Genomic DNA, 14,158 nt, shown 5'->3' on the forward strand with positions numbered 1-14,158 from the left:
CAAGCCATGAAAACGGCCACCAGGGAGGATGCCCACTGTATGAGTTCTTATCTGCTTTTCTGATGTATATGCCATTGCACGCCGGGCTCGGTGTATTCGTTGCTTAGAATAGCCTTAAAATAGGCGCGGGGAAGGTGAAATAACGTGATATTAGAGGCAGGATGCTTTTTGCAAAGATGAAATCGGAAGTGAAATTATGAAATCCGTGCGTTGTAAGTTAATTTTTATCATTTAATTCAATGCTTTATTTTGTTTTTGCGGCAGGGCATCACACTTTTCCACTAAGGTGATACGCACACTTCTGTACCTTTATCTCCTCTTGTTGCCCCCCGAACGGCAATATTTTACCCCGAGTTGCACCCTATGGACGCGGAGGGTTCGCGTTAACTACCGGGGGTAGGGTTCGTTTAATTAATGCCGGACAAAGACTGCCCGGAGAGGGCGCTTGCTCGAGCCGAGTGTGAAAAAACTGGCCACGCTGGCGCAACGATCGCGTCCGATCCGGCAGTCTGCCTTGTCATCGTCATTGACCATTCTTACCGACAATAAAAATCTTTCCGTCAGTTCGGGGCATTTTTGCACCCTGGACAGAATGACAACCGTTGCGCCAGAACCGCGAAGACCTGCCAGGTTGATCAATCACGGGAGCTTCAAATTGCTGAGGTAGTCATACTGGGCTTGCGAAATGTCCAGTTCCCCATCGCTGAAAAAGACTTTTATAAACATATCGCCCTGGCCGACGATATCTACACGTTGGTAAGTTCCCGTTACAAAACGGCGCACGATAGCCTGAATGGCATCGGTATGATTAGCAGGAACTGCATTGTTATCCGTGACTTTCTGTTCAAAAGTAATAGGGTGCTCTGCCTGAGGATCAGGACTGTATTGTGCGCGCTTGGCTGCGCTTTCGAACTTGAAATCATTAAAGGCGTTGTGGGTGGAGTTAAACATATCGGCAAGGTTTTTGATATGCGCCGCCATCTGATTCACGACCATGGTTTTATTGGTCACGAAGCGTTTACCCAAATACGTGCCAGTCACTACCGCGAGCTGGGCGGCATTTCTGCCTAAAATGCTGCCAACGCCAGAACCGGCCCCCGTCCATAATCCCGCGATCAAAACCAGACCGGCTCCGCCGACGGTACTCGACGCGATATTCTCAAAATGCTGAACACGCGCTCCCATTTGCCATGAGGTTCCGGGAAAAGAGACATTAATGCGGTTATCCAGGTGATTAATTCTTCCGCCTGGTCGTTGTCCTGACTCAATATTATTGGCTGTCAATCGGCGGTTGTTTTCATCTTTGAGTTCACCCAGCGTAAACGCGATCTGGCCGGTCTCCGTTTTTGTTAATCGAAAGACTTCTTCTGGTGACAGAGACCTGACGAGGATCAGCGCCTCATTCAAAATCTCACGGGTCAAAAAGTTGGCTGACACCCGATTATTCGATTCGTGTTGCGATGTCAGAGCTAAAATTTCATGTGACTTAGGAAATGCCATAATCCCCCCGCCATTACGATATGCACCGTAATGTGATTAGCTTTCTTTATTTTGCTTAATGTCCCAGCCCATCTGCACCGAAGCTCCTTTATTGCCTTGCTTCGCTTGCTCCCAGTATTCCATCGATACTTTACCGGCCTGAAAAGAGTATTCAATGCCTAGCGTGGAACCGTGCTCGACACCGATGAAGTCGGTATGAGTCACTAATACATCTTCCAGAGTAATGCGGGTATATTCCACTTCCTGCCCACCGGCTTTGCAAAGCGACAACTGCACCTTGGCGAGGTGTTTACCGGCCGAACAGTATTTCAATAAGGCAGGTGTCGCTTTATCTATCAGAGCCTGTACGGTCAGATCGCGAAAATTCACTTTACCCGTACCGCCGCCGCCGCCAACGGCCATATTGCCAGGCTGCCGCGCGCCCCAGTTAAAGGAAAAGACATCGATCCATTGCTTGTGATTCGCATTTTTCGATTCGCCATTAATGCCTTCAACTTTTAAAAACATATCCATTGCCATGATTTTATCACCCGATCATTAACGTATTGTTAGGTGCCAGAATGCACTTAGCTCTCTTTATTCTGCTTGATATCCCAACCAGATTTGCTTTCCGCGCCTTTAGTGCCGCTGCTGCCTTGTTCCCAGTAACTCATGGTGACTTTTGACGCCTGGAAGGCGTAATCAACCAGGATCGCATCATTTTGACCGACACCATTAAAATCGGTTTGCGTCACCAGCACGTCTTCGAGAACGATTTTGGAATATTCCACCTGGTTGCCGCCCGCTTTGCATACGGAAAGCTCGATTTTCGCGACATGTTTTCCACTGGAACAATATTTAAGAATGGCGGGTGTAGATTTGTCGATAAGCGCTTGAATACGGAGGTCTTGATAATTCACTTTCCCGGAACCGCCCCCACCGCCGACAGCCATATTTCCTGGCTGTGAAGCGCCCCAGTTAAACGAAAGTACGTCGGTCCATCCTTTATGATTGCTGTCTTGGGACTCGCCCGTCATTCCTTCAACTTTCATATACATATCAATTGCCATTGTCGCCGGATCCTCCATTATTTCGCGTTGGCAGCGGAATAGGTTAAAAATGTCTTATCAATAGGTAAAACTCAGCATAGCCTTATATGAATGAATTAACAGCAATGTCGTTTTTATTCGGAATGTTCCTAGTTTTAATTCAATATGTTTTTATTTAACAAAGTGATACCGTTAGAGGTTCGTGGCTATATTCCATCACCGAATGGCAATAAAAAACACTCGATAAACGGAGAATATGAGTGCGCTCGTTTGACGCCTGGAGGATTGGGGGTGGGCCTTTTGAGAAAGTGCACCTGTAATGCGAAATTGCACATCCATCGGATGATGCGGTGGCGCTTTAGCGCTGGCGCGCAGGGTGAGGCCGTAAGATCGAATAATCGAACGCAGTTCGATGGAGAGTCCGTATCTCAGAAAGCGAAAAACCCGCCATAGGCGGGTTATTCTGAATAGGGTGCCCGGACTCGGACAACCGGCGCTGGCGCCGCGTTGAACAGCGCTTTAGCGCTGGCCCGCAGGGTGAGGCCGTAAGATCGAATAATCGAACGCAGTTCGATGGAGAGTCCGTACCCCAGAAAGCGAAAAACCCGCCATAGGCGGGTTATTCTAAATATGGTGCCCGGACTCGGACAACCGGCGCTGGCGCCGCGTTGAACAGCGCTTCAGCGCTGGCCCGCAGGGTGAGGCCGTAAGATCGAATAATCGAACGCAGTTCGATGGAGAGTCCGTATCCCAGAAAGCGAAAAACCCGCCATAGGCGGGTTCTTCTGAATATGGTGCCCGGACTCGGAATCGAACCAAGGACACGGGGATTTTCAATCCCCTGCTCTACCGACTGAGCTATCCGGGCAACGGGGCGCATTAAACCGTATTGGCCGGATGGCGTCAATCGCTTTCTGTCACAAAGCCGATCGGTTGCTCTATTTTCAGGCAGTAAGCCCGGAGGGGCGGGGGACGGGGGGATATCCGCATTCAATAAATATGCATATAAAACGTGTATTTATACCATCTTAAAACGCGCGATTTTTGGTTTTTCAATTAAATAACAATGAATTATGCTTTAATCAATGGACGTTCAATCAAGGCGATTCTCGCTTGAACCCTGCAACGAATCATGCAATCATTGCGCAAATTTTAGCACTCTCCGTTCCCTGACGGTGTTTCCGCTTCTTATAAGCCAGAGGGTTATTGGCATGACTGGTTTTGTTGCTCAAGCGCTGCTGCGCACCAGACATCTGACGCCGCCACCGTTCCGCCGTTGTTTCCTCCGCACGTCATCCGCCCGAATACGCCTGCCGGCCATGCGGTAAGGCCGCCTGACGCTCGCTGTTAGGCATGCGTAAAGCCAGCGCTGCGGCCCTGATTTTACTGATGCCTGTCGGACGCTGCCAAGACCAGTTCCCCCGATAGCCGCCTGATGATCCCCGATCATGAGCCGGTCACGCACGCCGCTTATGCTGCCGTGCCCGGGTATCGCTTTTACCGGGATAACCGCGTTATCTCATTACCGTGCCGGTGGCACACCCTCATCCTTCACCGTTTGAGAGTCAGCATGATGAAAGAATTGAAAATCGCGACCAGCGCCAGCCTGGTCGCCACCATTGAGACGCTGCGCCAGATCGTGCGCGTAGAGCAGACGGACTACACTGACGTGGCGGCGGCGGTGGTGTCGGTCGCCGACGTGAACGCCGGCATTCTGGCGCGCTTGCAGGCGACGGGGTTCGACATTCCGACCTTCGTGGCGGTGGAAGGGGACGAGCATCTCTCGCCGGACTATCTGCCGTTTGTCAGTGGGGTTTTCGCGCTGCTGGCCGGCGCCAGCAAGCCGTTCTACATGGCGCAGCTGGAGGCCGCCGCCGACGCCTACGAGCAGGCGCTGCTGCCGCCGTTCTTCAAAACGCTGAAGACCTACGTCGAGATGGAAAACTCAACCTTCGCCTGCCCGGGGCATCAGGGCGGCGAGTTCTTCCGCAAACACCCGGCCGGCCGGCAGTTTTTCGATTTCTACGGCGAGACCCTGTTCCGTTCCGATATGTGCAACGCCGACGTCAAGCTGGGCGATTTGCTGATCCACGAAGGCTCGGCCAAGGATGCGCAAAAGCACGCGGCGCGGGTGTTCAACGCCGATAAAACCTACTTCGTGCTCAACGGCACCTCGGCGGCCAACAAGGTGGTGACCAACGCGCTGCTGACCCGCGGCGATCTGGTGCTGTTCGATCGCAACAACCACAAATCCAACCACCATGGGGCGCTGATCCAGGCCGGCGCCACGCCGATCTATCTGGAAACCGCCCGCAACCCGTTCGGCTTTATCGGCGGCATCGATGCGCACTGCTTCGACGAACGCTATCTGCGTGAGCAGATCCGCGAGGTGGCGCCGGAGAAAGCCGCGGCGGCGCGGCCGTTCCGGCTGGCGATCATTCAGCTCGGCACTTACGACGGCACGATTTACAACGCTCGCCAGGTGATCGACACCATCGGCCACCTGTGCGATTACATTCTGTTCGACTCCGCCTGGGTGGGTTACGAAGGCTTTATTCCGATGCTGAAAGAGTGCTCGCCGCTGCTGCTGGAGCTGGACGAGCACGATCCGGGCATTTTCGTCACCCAGTCGGTGCATAAACAGCAGGCAGGGTTCTCGCAGACCTCGCAGATCCATAAGAAAGACGACCATATCAAAGGGCAAAAGCGCCACTGCAACCACAAGCACCTGAACAACGCGTTCATGCTGCATGCGTCGACCAGCCCGTTCTATCCGCTGTTCGCCGCGCTGGACGTCAACGCCAAGATGCACGCCGGCCCCGCCGGGCGCCGCATGTGGATGGACTGCGTCAAGCTGGGCATCGAGACGCGCAAACAGCTGCTCACGCGCTGCTCGCAGCTAAAGCCGTTTATTCCGCAGCAGGTGGCGGGCAAAGACTGGCAGGATCACGATACCGATCTGATCGCCAACGACGCGCGCTTCTTCACCTTCGTGCCGGGGGAGACGTGGCACGGCTTCGAAGGCTATGCCCAGGATCAGTATCTGGTGGATCCGTGCAAGCTGCTGCTGACCACGCCGGGGATTGACGCCGCGACCGGCCAATACACCGAGTTCGGCGTGCCGGCCACCATTCTGGCCAACTTCCTGCGCGAGAACGGCATCGTGCCGGAGAAGTGCGATCTCAACTCGATTCTGTTCCTGCTGACCCCGGCGGAGAACCCGGCCAAGATGGAACAACTGGTGGAGATGCTGGCGCAGTTCGAACGCTATGTCGAAGAGGATGCGCCGCTGAGCGTGGTGCTGCCGACGGTGTACCGCAAGAACGAGCAGCGTTACCGCGGCTACAGCATTCGCCGGCTGTGTCAGGAGATGCACGATCTGTACGTCAGCTTTGACGTTAAGCAGCTGCAAAAGGAGATGTTCCGTCAGGATCATTTCCCGCCGGTGGTGATGAACCCGCAGGACGCCAACGTGGAGTTTATCCGCGACAACGTCGAGCTGGTGCCGATCGGCCAGGCGGAAGGGCGCATCGCGGCGGAAGGGGCCCTGCCGTATCCGCCGGGCGTGCTGTGCGTGGTGCCGGGCGAAGTGTGGGGCGGCGCGGTGCAGCGCTACTTCCTGGCGCTGGAGGAGGGTATCAACCGCCTGCCGGGCTTCTCGCCGGAGCTGCAGGGGGTCTACATCGAGAAAAAAGATCACGGCTGGAAGCGCATCTTTGGCTATATGATCAAGCAGTAAAAAAAGGGCCGGTTCGCACCGGCCCTTCTCATTTCCACGCGGGAAGCGCTACTTTCTGCGGTAGCTCTTCTGTGCGGTATTCACTTTCACCAGATAGCGGCGCGACTCGGCGGCCGGGTGTTTGGTGGTCAGCGTTTGGTACACGTCGCCCGGCTGCATGCCGTTGATGATGCCCACCGCGCGCGTCCTGTCGCTGGAGAACACCCGCAGCACGCTGCCGGCGCCGCCGTTGTAGGCGGTGATCACCGCATAGCGGCGCGAGGTCGGGTTCTGAATGCCGCCCAGGTAGTTGTTCTGCAGGATCGCCAGGTAGGCGGTGCCGGTATCGATGTTGTTCTCTGGATCGAACAGGTAGCTGCGGCTCGGGGTGCCCCATTTGCCGCGCATCTGGAACACATCCTTACCGGCGGTGTGCTGCACCACCTGCATCAGGCCCAGCGCGTCCGAACCGCTCACCGCATACGGGTTGAAGCTCGATTCGGTCTGCATGATCGCCAGGATCAGCGATTCGTCCACGCCGTATTTTTCCGACGCCTTGCGCACCATCGGCAGATATTTGTGCGCACGTTTGTCCAGGTGGTTCGGCACCAGTTGGATGGTGACCGAGTAGATGACGTGCAGGCCGGAGGTGCGTTTTTGCAGCTTGGTCTGCAGCAGGTAATCGGCGAAGTGCGCCGCGCGCCATTCCCAGCGGATCGGCGCGCCTTTGTTATCCAGCACCTGGCCGTACAGGAACGGCTCTTTGCTGATCTGGATATCGTTGGCGTCGGAATAGAGATCGATGGAACTCGGATCGTCACCCATCAGCAGCGTGCTGATGATCGCCTGGCGCAGGTGCGCGGCCGGATCGGTGGTGGCGATGGTTTCGATGGTGATGGCACCGGTGTCGAAGTTGATGTGGCTGCGGGTTTGGTATTGGTCGGTATATTTGACGTAGTCTTTCGGCCCGGCGATCAGAACTTCGTTCAGACCCCAGATGTTCTCGATGTTGTGAGCGAATTGCCCCATCAGAATGTCGAAGCCGTTGGTGTCTTTGATCCAGGCTTCGTTGATTTCTTCACTTTTTTTGCCGGAACAGGAGATCAGCAAAGGCGCTATTACGAGCAAAGCTAAAATTTTCTTCATCTTAAAGCCGTTTGGAAGAAGTATAAGAGGATTGAAGCGGGCCAGCGCCTGGCCCCAACAGCGTTATTCGCTCGGCGGCGTATAGCCTTCGATGTGCACGTCGTGCCCTTCGAACAGGAACTTGATCATTTCCTCTTCCAGCAGTTTGCGATCATCCACGTTCATCATGTTCAGCTTCTTCTCGTTGATCAGCATGGTCTGCTTCTTCATCCACTCGCCCCAGGCTTCCTTGGAGATCTCGTTGTAGATGCGCTTGCCGACATCGCCGGGATAAAGCTGGAAGTCCTGGCCCTCGGCGTCGCGCTGCAGGAAAGTACAAAAAATGGTGCGGCTCATGCTAATTCCTCGTCGATGGCGCTATCGCCATATAAGTTTTGTTGGATCGGGGGCTGCTTCGCCAGCTGTTGCAACAGGCGATCCACCGGCGCTGCCAGCCCGACCGACGGCGGCTGCGCTAAGTTATACCAGAGACCCGCGCCCTCATCCATGCCGCTGCCCGCCGCGTCGAGCGACAGCCACATCGGCACGATATCGAGATGGAAATGGCTGAACGTGTGGCGAAACGCGGTCAGCTGTTCCAGGCGCTTGCCTTTCAGACCGCGCTGCTGCAGCCAGAGTTCCACATCCACGCGCGCGCTGAACTGTGGGAAGCAGAACAGGCCGCCCCACAGGCCCACCGCCGGGCGCTGCTCCAGCCACACGCGGTCGCCGTGCTGCAGCAATAAGAAGTAGGCGGTTTTTTCCGGCAGGGTCTGCTTGGGCTTCTTACCGGGGTAGTTGGCCCAGCTGTGATTGGCGTAAGACAGGCAGCCGACGTTGAGCGGGCAGAGTTCACACTTGGGCTTGGAGCGGGTGCAGACCATGGCGCCCAGATCCATCATCGCCTGGTTGAACTGGCCGACGCCCTGCGCCGGGGTGACCTCTTCGCTGATTTTCCACAGCCGATTTTCGACTTCTTTCTTGCCCGGCCAGCCTTCCACCGCGTAGCAGCGAGCCAGCACGCGCTTCACGTTGCCGTCGAGGATCGGATAGTGTTGGCCCAGCGCCAACGACAGCACCGCGCCGGCGGTGGAGCGGCCGACGCCCGGTAAATCGGCGATTTCTGCGAAGGTTGTCGGGAACTCGCCGCCGTGCTGTGCGACAATGGTCTGCGCCGCCTTGTGCAGGTTGTGGGCGCGGGCGTAATAGCCGAGGCCGGTCCACAGATGCAGCACTTCGTCCAGCGGAGCCTCCGCCAGCGCGCGCACGTTGGGAAAACGGGCCATAAAGCGCTGAAAATAAGGAATGACGGTGGCAACCTGAGTCTGTTGCAACATCACCTCGGAGAGCCATACTTGATAGGCGGTTTTCTCCAGCTGCCACGGCAGGGTCTTGCGACCGTAGCGTTGGTACCAGTCAAGCACCACCTGTGCGAATTGTTGTGCTTGCATCATGAGCAGCGTCGTTATCCGGCAGAAAATGAAGCGAGATTGCAGCATAGAGTCATGATGCTGTAAACCGGAACTTTCCGACGCCGCACGGCGGGTACAGAAGATGAACACTTGCTAAACCAATGTATCTTTGCATAATGCGCGTTTCCCTAATTGGCAGCCAAACAGACAGAAAGCACTATGATTAATGACGTCATCTCCCCGGAATTTGATGAGAACGGCCGCGCGATGCGCCGTATCCGCAGTTTTGTCCGCCGCCAGGGGCGGCTGACCAAAGGCCAGCAGCACGCGCTGGAGAACTATTGGCCGGTGATGGGCGTGGAGTATCAGGCTGACGCTGTCGATCTCTCCGCGCTGTTCGGCCGCGAAGCGCCGACGGTGCTGGAGATCGGTTTTGGCATGGGCGCCTCGCTGGTGACCATGGCGGGCAACAATCCGCAGCAGAACTTTTTAGGGATCGAAGTGCACTCGCCGGGCGTGGGCGCCTGCCTGGCCGACGCCCACGAGGCGAAGCTGAGCAACCTGCGCGTGATGTGCCACGATGCGGTTGAAGTGCTGGAAAACATGATCCCGGACGGCTCGCTGGACATGGTGCAGCTGTTCTTCCCCGATCCGTGGCACAAGGCGCGCCACAACAAGCGCCGCATCGTGCAAACGCCGTTTGTCGAACTGGTGCTGCGCAAGCTGAAGACCGGCGGCGTCTTCCACATGGCTACCGATTGGCAACCTTATGCGGAACATATGTTAGAGGTTATGAACGGGGTCGCAGGCTACCGTAATCTTTCCAGCGATAATGATTACGTGCCGCGTCCGGATTCGCGCCCGCTGACGAAATTTGAATTACGCGGCCAGCGCCTGGGACATGGCGTTTGGGACTTGATGTTTGAGAGGAAAGAATAATGGCTAAGAACCGCAGTCGTCGTTTACGTAAAAAGTTGCACATTGAAGAATTTCAGGAGCTGGGTTTCTCCGTAGCCTGGCGTTTTGCCGAAGGCACGTCGGTGGAAGACATCGACAGCACGCTGGATACCTTCATCGATGAAGTGATCGAGCCGAACGGCCTGGCGTTTGACGGCAGCGGCTACCTGCAGTGGGAAGGTCTGATCTGCCTGCAGAAGATCGGTCACTGCACCGACGAGCATCGCGAACTGGTGAAAAACTGGCTGGAAGCGCGCAAACTGACCGACGTTAAGGTCAGCGATCTGTTCGATATCTGGTGGGATTGATCGCGCTTGCCCGATGAGCGCGGCTTCGCGCCGCGCCGTTTTATTGATCTAAGGTGCCTTAACGGCGCCTTTGTTTTGCCCGGAGTGTGACCGAGGTGGTAACTACATTGGATAACGCGTTGCTGGAGGAGATCCTGCAACAGGTGCGCCCGCTGATTGGCCAGGGGAAAGTGGCCGACTACATCCCGGCGTTGGCAGAAGTGCCCGCCGATCGGTTGGCGATCGCCGTGTGTACGGTGGACGGTGAACTGTTCCAGGCCGGCGACGCCGCGGAGCGCTTCTCCATCCAGTCGATCTCCAAAGTGCTGAGCCTGACGCTGGCGCTGACGCGCTATCAGGAGCCTGAGATCTGGCGGCGCGTGGGCAAAGAGCCTTCCGGCCTGCCGTTCAATTCGCTGCTGCAGCTGGAGATGGAGCAGGGCAAACCGCGCAATCCGTTTATCAACCCCGGCGCGCTGGTGGTGTGCGACATGCTGCAAACCCGGCTCAGCGCCCCCAAACAGCGCATGCTGGAGGTGGTGCGTCAGCTGGCCGGCGAAGACGACCTGGCCTATGACCTGCGGGTGGCGCGTTCCGAATTCGAACACTCCGATCGCAATGCGGCCATCGCCTATCTGATGAAGTCGTTCGGCAACTTCGAGAACGACGTGATCACCGTGCTGCAAACCTATTTCCATTACTGCGCGCTGCGCATGAGCTGCGTGGAGCTGGCGCGCAGCTTCGTCTATCTGGCCAATCACGGCCGCGATCTCAGCGGCGAGGCGGTGATCAGCCCGCTGCAGGCTCGGCAGATCAACGCCCTGATGATGACTAGCGGCATGTACGACGGCGCCGGCGAATTCGCCTATCGGGTGGGAATGCCGGGCAAGTCCGGCGTGGGCGGCGGCATCGTGGCCATCGTGCCGGACGAGCTGTCGATCGTCGTCTGGTCGCCGGAGCTGGATGCTTCCGGCAACTCGCTGGCGGGAACTGCGGCGCTGGAATTGTTGTCTCAACGTATCGGTCGTTCGATTTTTTAATCCCAGTCTGGATGGGAGTCAGGAGAAGCTATGTTGAAGAAAACCGGGTTAGCCTTACTGCTGCTGGCGGCGACTGCCGCGCAGGCCCACGCCGAGTACCAATGCAGCGTTAAACCCCAGGACGATGTGATCATCAGCCCGCAGAGCGTGCAGGTGAAAGGCGCCAGCGGCGACCTGCAAATCTCGCCGGATGGCGACGTGATCCGCAACGGCCAGGCGCTGAGCCTGAACGACAGCCAGCGGCAGAAAGCCTTCAGTTACCAGAGCGCCTTGCGCAAGCAACTGCCGTGGATCGACGACGGCGCGCAGAAACACCTGGAGAAAGCCCGCGCAGCGCTGGATAAAGTGATCGTCAAAGAGCTGGGCAGCAACAGCAACGTGCGCAACCGGCTGACCACCCTAAACGGCCAGCTGAAACAGCAGATGAACCGCATCATCGAGCACCGCAGCGACGGCCTGACCTTCCACCACAAGGCGATCGACCAGGTGGAACAGGACGGCCGCAACATCGTGCAGCAGAGCATGGGTGGCGTGCTGCAGGACAGCCTGAACGAGATGGGCGTCAAACAGGCCGCCAACAGCGGCGGTAACCCGCTGCAGGCGATCATGGGCAACCTGGGCGGCTTGCAGAAGGCGATCCAGAACGAATGGAACAACCAGGAGCAGGACTTCCAGAACTTCGGCCATGATGTGTGCAACCGCGTCACCGCACTGGAAACCCAGCGCAAGGATCTGCTGAAGGCGTTGAAGTAACGGATAGGCGTAGCCGCCGTGCGTTTTTGACCTCACGACGGCTATCTGACAAACTGGCTAAACTATAATCAATCGGCAAAAGGATTTTGCATTGATGCCAGTGATATTCCGTTATAAAGGCTACAGGTTCTTTTTTTATTCCAATGAGGGTGACCCGCTTGAGCCGCCGCATGTTCATATCAGAGACGCTGAGGCTGAAGCGAAATTCTGGTTGGTTCCTGGCGTGCAGTTGGCGCGCAATGACGGCTTTAACGCCAGAACGCTAAAAGAGCTGGCGGGTCTGGTTGATACCTATCAGGCATTGTTTTTGGAGGCTTGGCATGAGTATTTCGGCTAAACGCGTCAGCTTTGACGATGCGACGATGTGGGTCGAACTGAGCGACGCCCGAATTATTGGCGTGCCACTGGCCTGGTTTCCGCGTTTGTTGAATGCGACGCAAGAACAGCGGGCAGAGTATGAACTCAGCGCTCGCGGCATCCATTGGGATGCGTTGGACGAGGATGTTTCCGTTGAGGGATTGCTGAAGGGGCGTGGCGACGTGACGCATCGCCCTCATAATACCGCCTGAACATGAAAAAAAGCGCTGATTATTCAGCGCTTTTTTTTACTCGTCGTCCGCCAGGAACAGTTCCAGCAGCGAGTTGAGGAACAGTTTGCCCTTCTCGGTGATCTGCCAGTACTCCGCGGTTTCTTCCAGATAGCCTTTGGCCAGCGCCTCGTCCAACTGCGAGCGAATGACGCTTTCCGCCAGCCCGGTGTAGTTGACGAAGTCGGCGCGCGGCGCGGCTTCCAGCAAGCGGAAGCGGTTCATGAAGAACTCGAACGGCCGATCCGCCGCCACCACCTCATGCTGCTTGTCCATGTAGTCGCCGCGCATAAAGCCGCGCGGGTGCTTGGTTTTGGCGGTGCGCAGGATGCGTCCGTCGCTGAAGGTCACCTTGCCGTGCGCGCCGCAGCCGATCCCCAGATAGTCGCCGAAGCGCCAGTAGTTGAGGTTGTGCTGGCATTGGTAGCCTGATTTGGCGTAGGCCGAGGTTTCATACTGCTGGTATCCGGCGGCGCTCAGCAACTGGTGGCCGCGTTCGAAGATGTCCCACAGCGCGTCGTCGTCCGGCAAAACCGGCGGGCGTGAGCTGAACAGGGTGTTCGGTTCGATGGTCAGCTGATACCACGACAGATGCGGCGGATTGAGGGCGATAGCCTGGCGCAGATCGTCCAGCGCCTCTTCCAGCGACTGATCCGGCAGGCCGTGCATCAGATCGAGGTTGAAGCTGCGCAGGCCAAGATCGGTCGCCAGCGTCGCCGCGCGTTTGGCTTCTTCCGGGCCGTGGATGCGCCCCAGACGGTTCAGCTTCTCGGCGCTGAAGCTTTGCACCCCGATGGAGATGCGGTTGACGCCGGCGCGCTGGTAGCCGCTGAAGCGATCGGCCTCCACGGTGCCGGGATTGGCTTCCATGGTGATTTCGGCGTCGTCGGCGACGCGAATGCGCGCCCGCACGCCGTCCAGCAAGGCCTGCATCGCCTCGGCGCTCAGCAGGCTGGGGGTGCCGCCGCCGATAAAGATAGTGCTGATTTCCCGGCCGCCGGCCAGCGGCAGATCGGCATCCAGATCCGCTAACAGATGATCGACATACTCCTGATGCGGCACGTCACCCTTCAGGGCATGGGAGTTGAAGTCGCAGTACGGGCATTTCTGCACGCACCACGGGATATGGATGTAGAGACTCAGCGGGGGCAGCTTAAGCATTGCGCATGGCTTCCAACATCAGCTTCAGCGCCTTGCCGCGGTGCGAAATCGCCCGCTTCTCGTCGCGGCTCAGCTCGGCGGCGGTGCGGCCCAGCTCCGGCACGTAGAAGACAGGATCGTAACCGAAGCCGCCTTCACCGGCGGCCTGCTCGGTGATTTCGCCGGCCCAACTGCCGTGGAACACCAGCGGCGTCGGGTCTGCCGCATGGCGCAGATAGACCAGCACGCAATGGAATTGCGCGCCGCGCCGGCCCGGCGCTACGTCTTTCATCGCCGCCAGCAGCTTGTCGAGGTTCTGCCGATCGTCGGCATCTTCACCGGCATAGCGCGCGGAGTAGATGCCCGGCGCGCCGCCCAGCGCGTCCACTGCCAGGCCGGAGTCGTCGGCGATCGCCGGCAGGCCGGTGACCTGTGCCGCATGGCGCGCTTTCAGAATGGCGTTTTCGATAAACGTCAGGCCGGTCTCTTCGGCGGACTCCACGCCCAGATCGGTTTGTGCGACCACGTCCAGGCCGAAATCGGCCAACAGGTCGGCGAGTTCGCGCACTTTGCCCGGGTTACCGGTGGCAAGAACGACTTTTTGCATAAAT

At 57.3% G+C, this 14,158-nt stretch carries 15 protein-coding genes and 1 tRNA gene; 7 read left to right on the plus strand and 9 right to left on the minus strand.

All coding sequences use genetic code 11. The features are described 5' to 3' along the window. Positions 1-639 precede the first annotated feature (639 nt). The 4 genes from ACMGF9_RS02950 to ACMGF9_RS02965 all read right to left on the minus strand — a co-directional run bounded on the left by ACMGF9_RS02950 (position 640) and on the right by ACMGF9_RS02965 (position 3,396). Positions 640-1,500: a hypothetical protein gene (locus ACMGF9_RS02950; protein ID WP_226883070.1), complete on the minus strand. Its 861-nt coding sequence runs from the start codon at positions 1,498-1,500 to the stop codon at positions 640-642. 36 nt (positions 1,501-1,536) lie between these two features. Then, positions 1,537-2,019: an Hcp family type VI secretion system effector gene (locus ACMGF9_RS02955; RefSeq protein WP_004937359.1), complete on the minus strand. Its 483-nt coding sequence runs from the start codon at positions 2,017-2,019 to the stop codon at positions 1,537-1,539. 47 nt (positions 2,020-2,066) lie between these two features. Then, the gene (locus tag ACMGF9_RS02960; protein ID WP_004937362.1) at positions 2,067-2,549 is read right to left on the minus strand and encodes an Hcp family type VI secretion system effector; all 483 of its coding nucleotides are present in this window, start codon (positions 2,547-2,549) and stop codon (positions 2,067-2,069) included. A gap of 771 nt (positions 2,550-3,320) precedes the next feature. Continuing rightward, positions 3,321-3,396: transfer RNA gene (locus ACMGF9_RS02965), tRNA-Phe, on the minus strand. A 705-nt stretch (positions 3,397-4,101) separates the two neighbouring features. Here ACMGF9_RS02965 and speF point away from each other — a divergent pair. Further along, entirely contained in the window at positions 4,102-6,267 is a 2,166-nt protein-coding gene (speF, locus tag ACMGF9_RS02970) for an ornithine decarboxylase SpeF (RefSeq protein WP_041922371.1), read from the plus strand. Between the two features lie 48 nt (positions 6,268-6,315). On the opposite strand, the gene mltC is transcribed toward speF, so the two are convergent. The 3 genes from mltC to mutY form a co-directional block, all read right to left on the minus strand. Then, positions 6,316-7,392 (minus strand): membrane-bound lytic murein transglycosylase MltC, encoded by a 1,077-nt coding sequence (mltC, locus tag ACMGF9_RS02975; protein ID WP_033632087.1) that lies wholly within the window; start codon positions 7,390-7,392, stop codon positions 6,316-6,318. A gap of 63 nt (positions 7,393-7,455) precedes the next feature. Beyond that, positions 7,456-7,728 (minus strand): oxidative damage protection protein, encoded by a 273-nt coding sequence (locus ACMGF9_RS02980; protein WP_004937404.1) that lies wholly within the window; start codon positions 7,726-7,728, stop codon positions 7,456-7,458. Further along, positions 7,725-8,825, minus strand: coding sequence for an A/G-specific adenine glycosylase (mutY, locus tag ACMGF9_RS02985; protein WP_414160532.1), 1,101 nt, complete (start codon positions 8,823-8,825; stop codon positions 7,725-7,727). The genes ACMGF9_RS02980 and mutY overlap by 4 nt, the downstream gene beginning before the upstream one ends. 177 nt (positions 8,826-9,002) lie before the next feature. Here mutY and trmB point away from each other — a divergent pair, with 177 nt between their 5' ends. The 6 genes from trmB to ACMGF9_RS03015 all read left to right on the plus strand — a co-directional run bounded on the left by trmB (position 9,003) and on the right by ACMGF9_RS03015 (position 12,389). Then, positions 9,003-9,722: a tRNA (guanosine(46)-N7)-methyltransferase TrmB gene (gene trmB, locus ACMGF9_RS02990; RefSeq protein ID WP_048325379.1), complete on the plus strand. Its 720-nt coding sequence runs from the start codon at positions 9,003-9,005 to the stop codon at positions 9,720-9,722. Continuing rightward, complete coding sequence (locus ACMGF9_RS02995; RefSeq protein ID WP_004937412.1) at positions 9,722-10,048, plus strand: YggL family protein; 327 nt, start codon at positions 9,722-9,724, stop codon at positions 10,046-10,048. Before trmB ends, ACMGF9_RS02995 begins: the two co-directional genes overlap by 1 nt. A gap of 95 nt (positions 10,049-10,143) precedes the next feature. Beyond that, positions 10,144-11,067, plus strand: coding sequence for a glutaminase B (glsB, locus tag ACMGF9_RS03000; protein ID WP_004937414.1), 924 nt, complete (start codon positions 10,144-10,146; stop codon positions 11,065-11,067). Positions 11,068-11,097: 30 nt separating this feature from the next. Then, positions 11,098-11,820, plus strand: a complete 723-nt coding sequence (locus ACMGF9_RS03005) for a DUF2884 domain-containing protein (protein ID WP_015379052.1) — start codon at positions 11,098-11,100, stop codon at positions 11,818-11,820. 94 nt (positions 11,821-11,914) lie between these two features. Continuing rightward, a complete protein-coding gene (locus tag ACMGF9_RS03010; protein WP_004937418.1) occupies positions 11,915-12,157 on the plus strand; it encodes a DUF4160 domain-containing protein in 243 nt (80 codons plus the stop codon). Continuing rightward, positions 12,141-12,389: a DUF2442 domain-containing protein gene (locus tag ACMGF9_RS03015; RefSeq protein ID WP_414160533.1), complete on the plus strand. Its 249-nt coding sequence runs from the start codon at positions 12,141-12,143 to the stop codon at positions 12,387-12,389. Before ACMGF9_RS03010 ends, ACMGF9_RS03015 begins: the two co-directional genes overlap by 17 nt. A 36-nt stretch (positions 12,390-12,425) precedes the next feature. Here ACMGF9_RS03015 and hemW read toward each other — a convergent pair whose 3' ends face one another. Next, positions 12,426-13,568: a radical SAM family heme chaperone HemW gene (hemW, locus tag ACMGF9_RS03020; RefSeq protein WP_049189058.1), complete on the minus strand. Its 1,143-nt coding sequence runs from the start codon at positions 13,566-13,568 to the stop codon at positions 12,426-12,428. Then, positions 13,561-14,154, minus strand: coding sequence for an XTP/dITP diphosphatase (locus ACMGF9_RS03025; protein ID WP_004937429.1), 594 nt, complete (start codon positions 14,152-14,154; stop codon positions 13,561-13,563). The genes hemW and ACMGF9_RS03025 overlap by 8 nt, the downstream gene beginning before the upstream one ends. Between the last annotated feature and the right edge of the window lie 4 nt (positions 14,155-14,158).

The organism is Serratia sp. BNK-23, from assembly GCF_047456145.1.
In the GTDB taxonomy this organism is placed as follows: Bacteria; Pseudomonadota; Gammaproteobacteria; order Enterobacterales; family Enterobacteriaceae; genus Serratia; species Serratia nematodiphila.

What these genes read in the sequence shown, in the direction of transcription:
- ACMGF9_RS02980 (WP_004937404.1), bottom strand. Translation starts at nt 7,728, where the DNA reads ATGAGCCGCACCATTTTTTGTACTTTCCTGCAGCGCGACGCCGAGGGC.
- ACMGF9_RS02950 (WP_226883070.1), bottom strand. Translation starts at nt 1,500, where the DNA reads ATGGCATTTCCTAAGTCACATGAAATTTTAGCTCTGACATCGCAACAC.
- ACMGF9_RS03005 (WP_015379052.1), top strand. Translation starts at nt 11,098, where the DNA reads ATGTTGAAGAAAACCGGGTTAGCCTTACTGCTGCTGGCGGCGACTGCC.
- hemW (WP_049189058.1), bottom strand. Translation starts at nt 13,568, where the DNA reads ATGCTTAAGCTGCCCCCGCTGAGTCTCTACATCCATATCCCGTGGTGC.
- ACMGF9_RS02960 (WP_004937362.1), bottom strand. Translation starts at nt 2,549, where the DNA reads ATGGCAATTGATATGTATATGAAAGTTGAAGGAATGACGGGCGAGTCC.
- ACMGF9_RS03010 (WP_004937418.1), top strand. Translation starts at nt 11,915, where the DNA reads ATGCCAGTGATATTCCGTTATAAAGGCTACAGGTTCTTTTTTTATTCC.
- ACMGF9_RS03025 (WP_004937429.1), bottom strand. Translation starts at nt 14,154, where the DNA reads ATGCAAAAAGTCGTTCTTGCCACCGGTAACCCGGGCAAAGTGCGCGAA.
- speF (WP_041922371.1), top strand. Translation starts at nt 4,102, where the DNA reads ATGAAAGAATTGAAAATCGCGACCAGCGCCAGCCTGGTCGCCACCATT.
- ACMGF9_RS02955 (WP_004937359.1), bottom strand. Translation starts at nt 2,019, where the DNA reads ATGGCAATGGATATGTTTTTAAAAGTTGAAGGCATTAATGGCGAATCG.
- mutY (WP_414160532.1), bottom strand. Translation starts at nt 8,825, where the DNA reads ATGATGCAAGCACAACAATTCGCACAGGTGGTGCTTGACTGGTACCAA.
- ACMGF9_RS03015 (WP_414160533.1), top strand. Translation starts at nt 12,141, where the DNA reads ATGAGTATTTCGGCTAAACGCGTCAGCTTTGACGATGCGACGATGTGG.
- ACMGF9_RS02995 (WP_004937412.1), top strand. Translation starts at nt 9,722, where the DNA reads ATGGCTAAGAACCGCAGTCGTCGTTTACGTAAAAAGTTGCACATTGAA.
- mltC (WP_033632087.1), bottom strand. Translation starts at nt 7,392, where the DNA reads ATGAAGAAAATTTTAGCTTTGCTCGTAATAGCGCCTTTGCTGATCTCC.
- trmB (WP_048325379.1), top strand. Translation starts at nt 9,003, where the DNA reads ATGATTAATGACGTCATCTCCCCGGAATTTGATGAGAACGGCCGCGCG.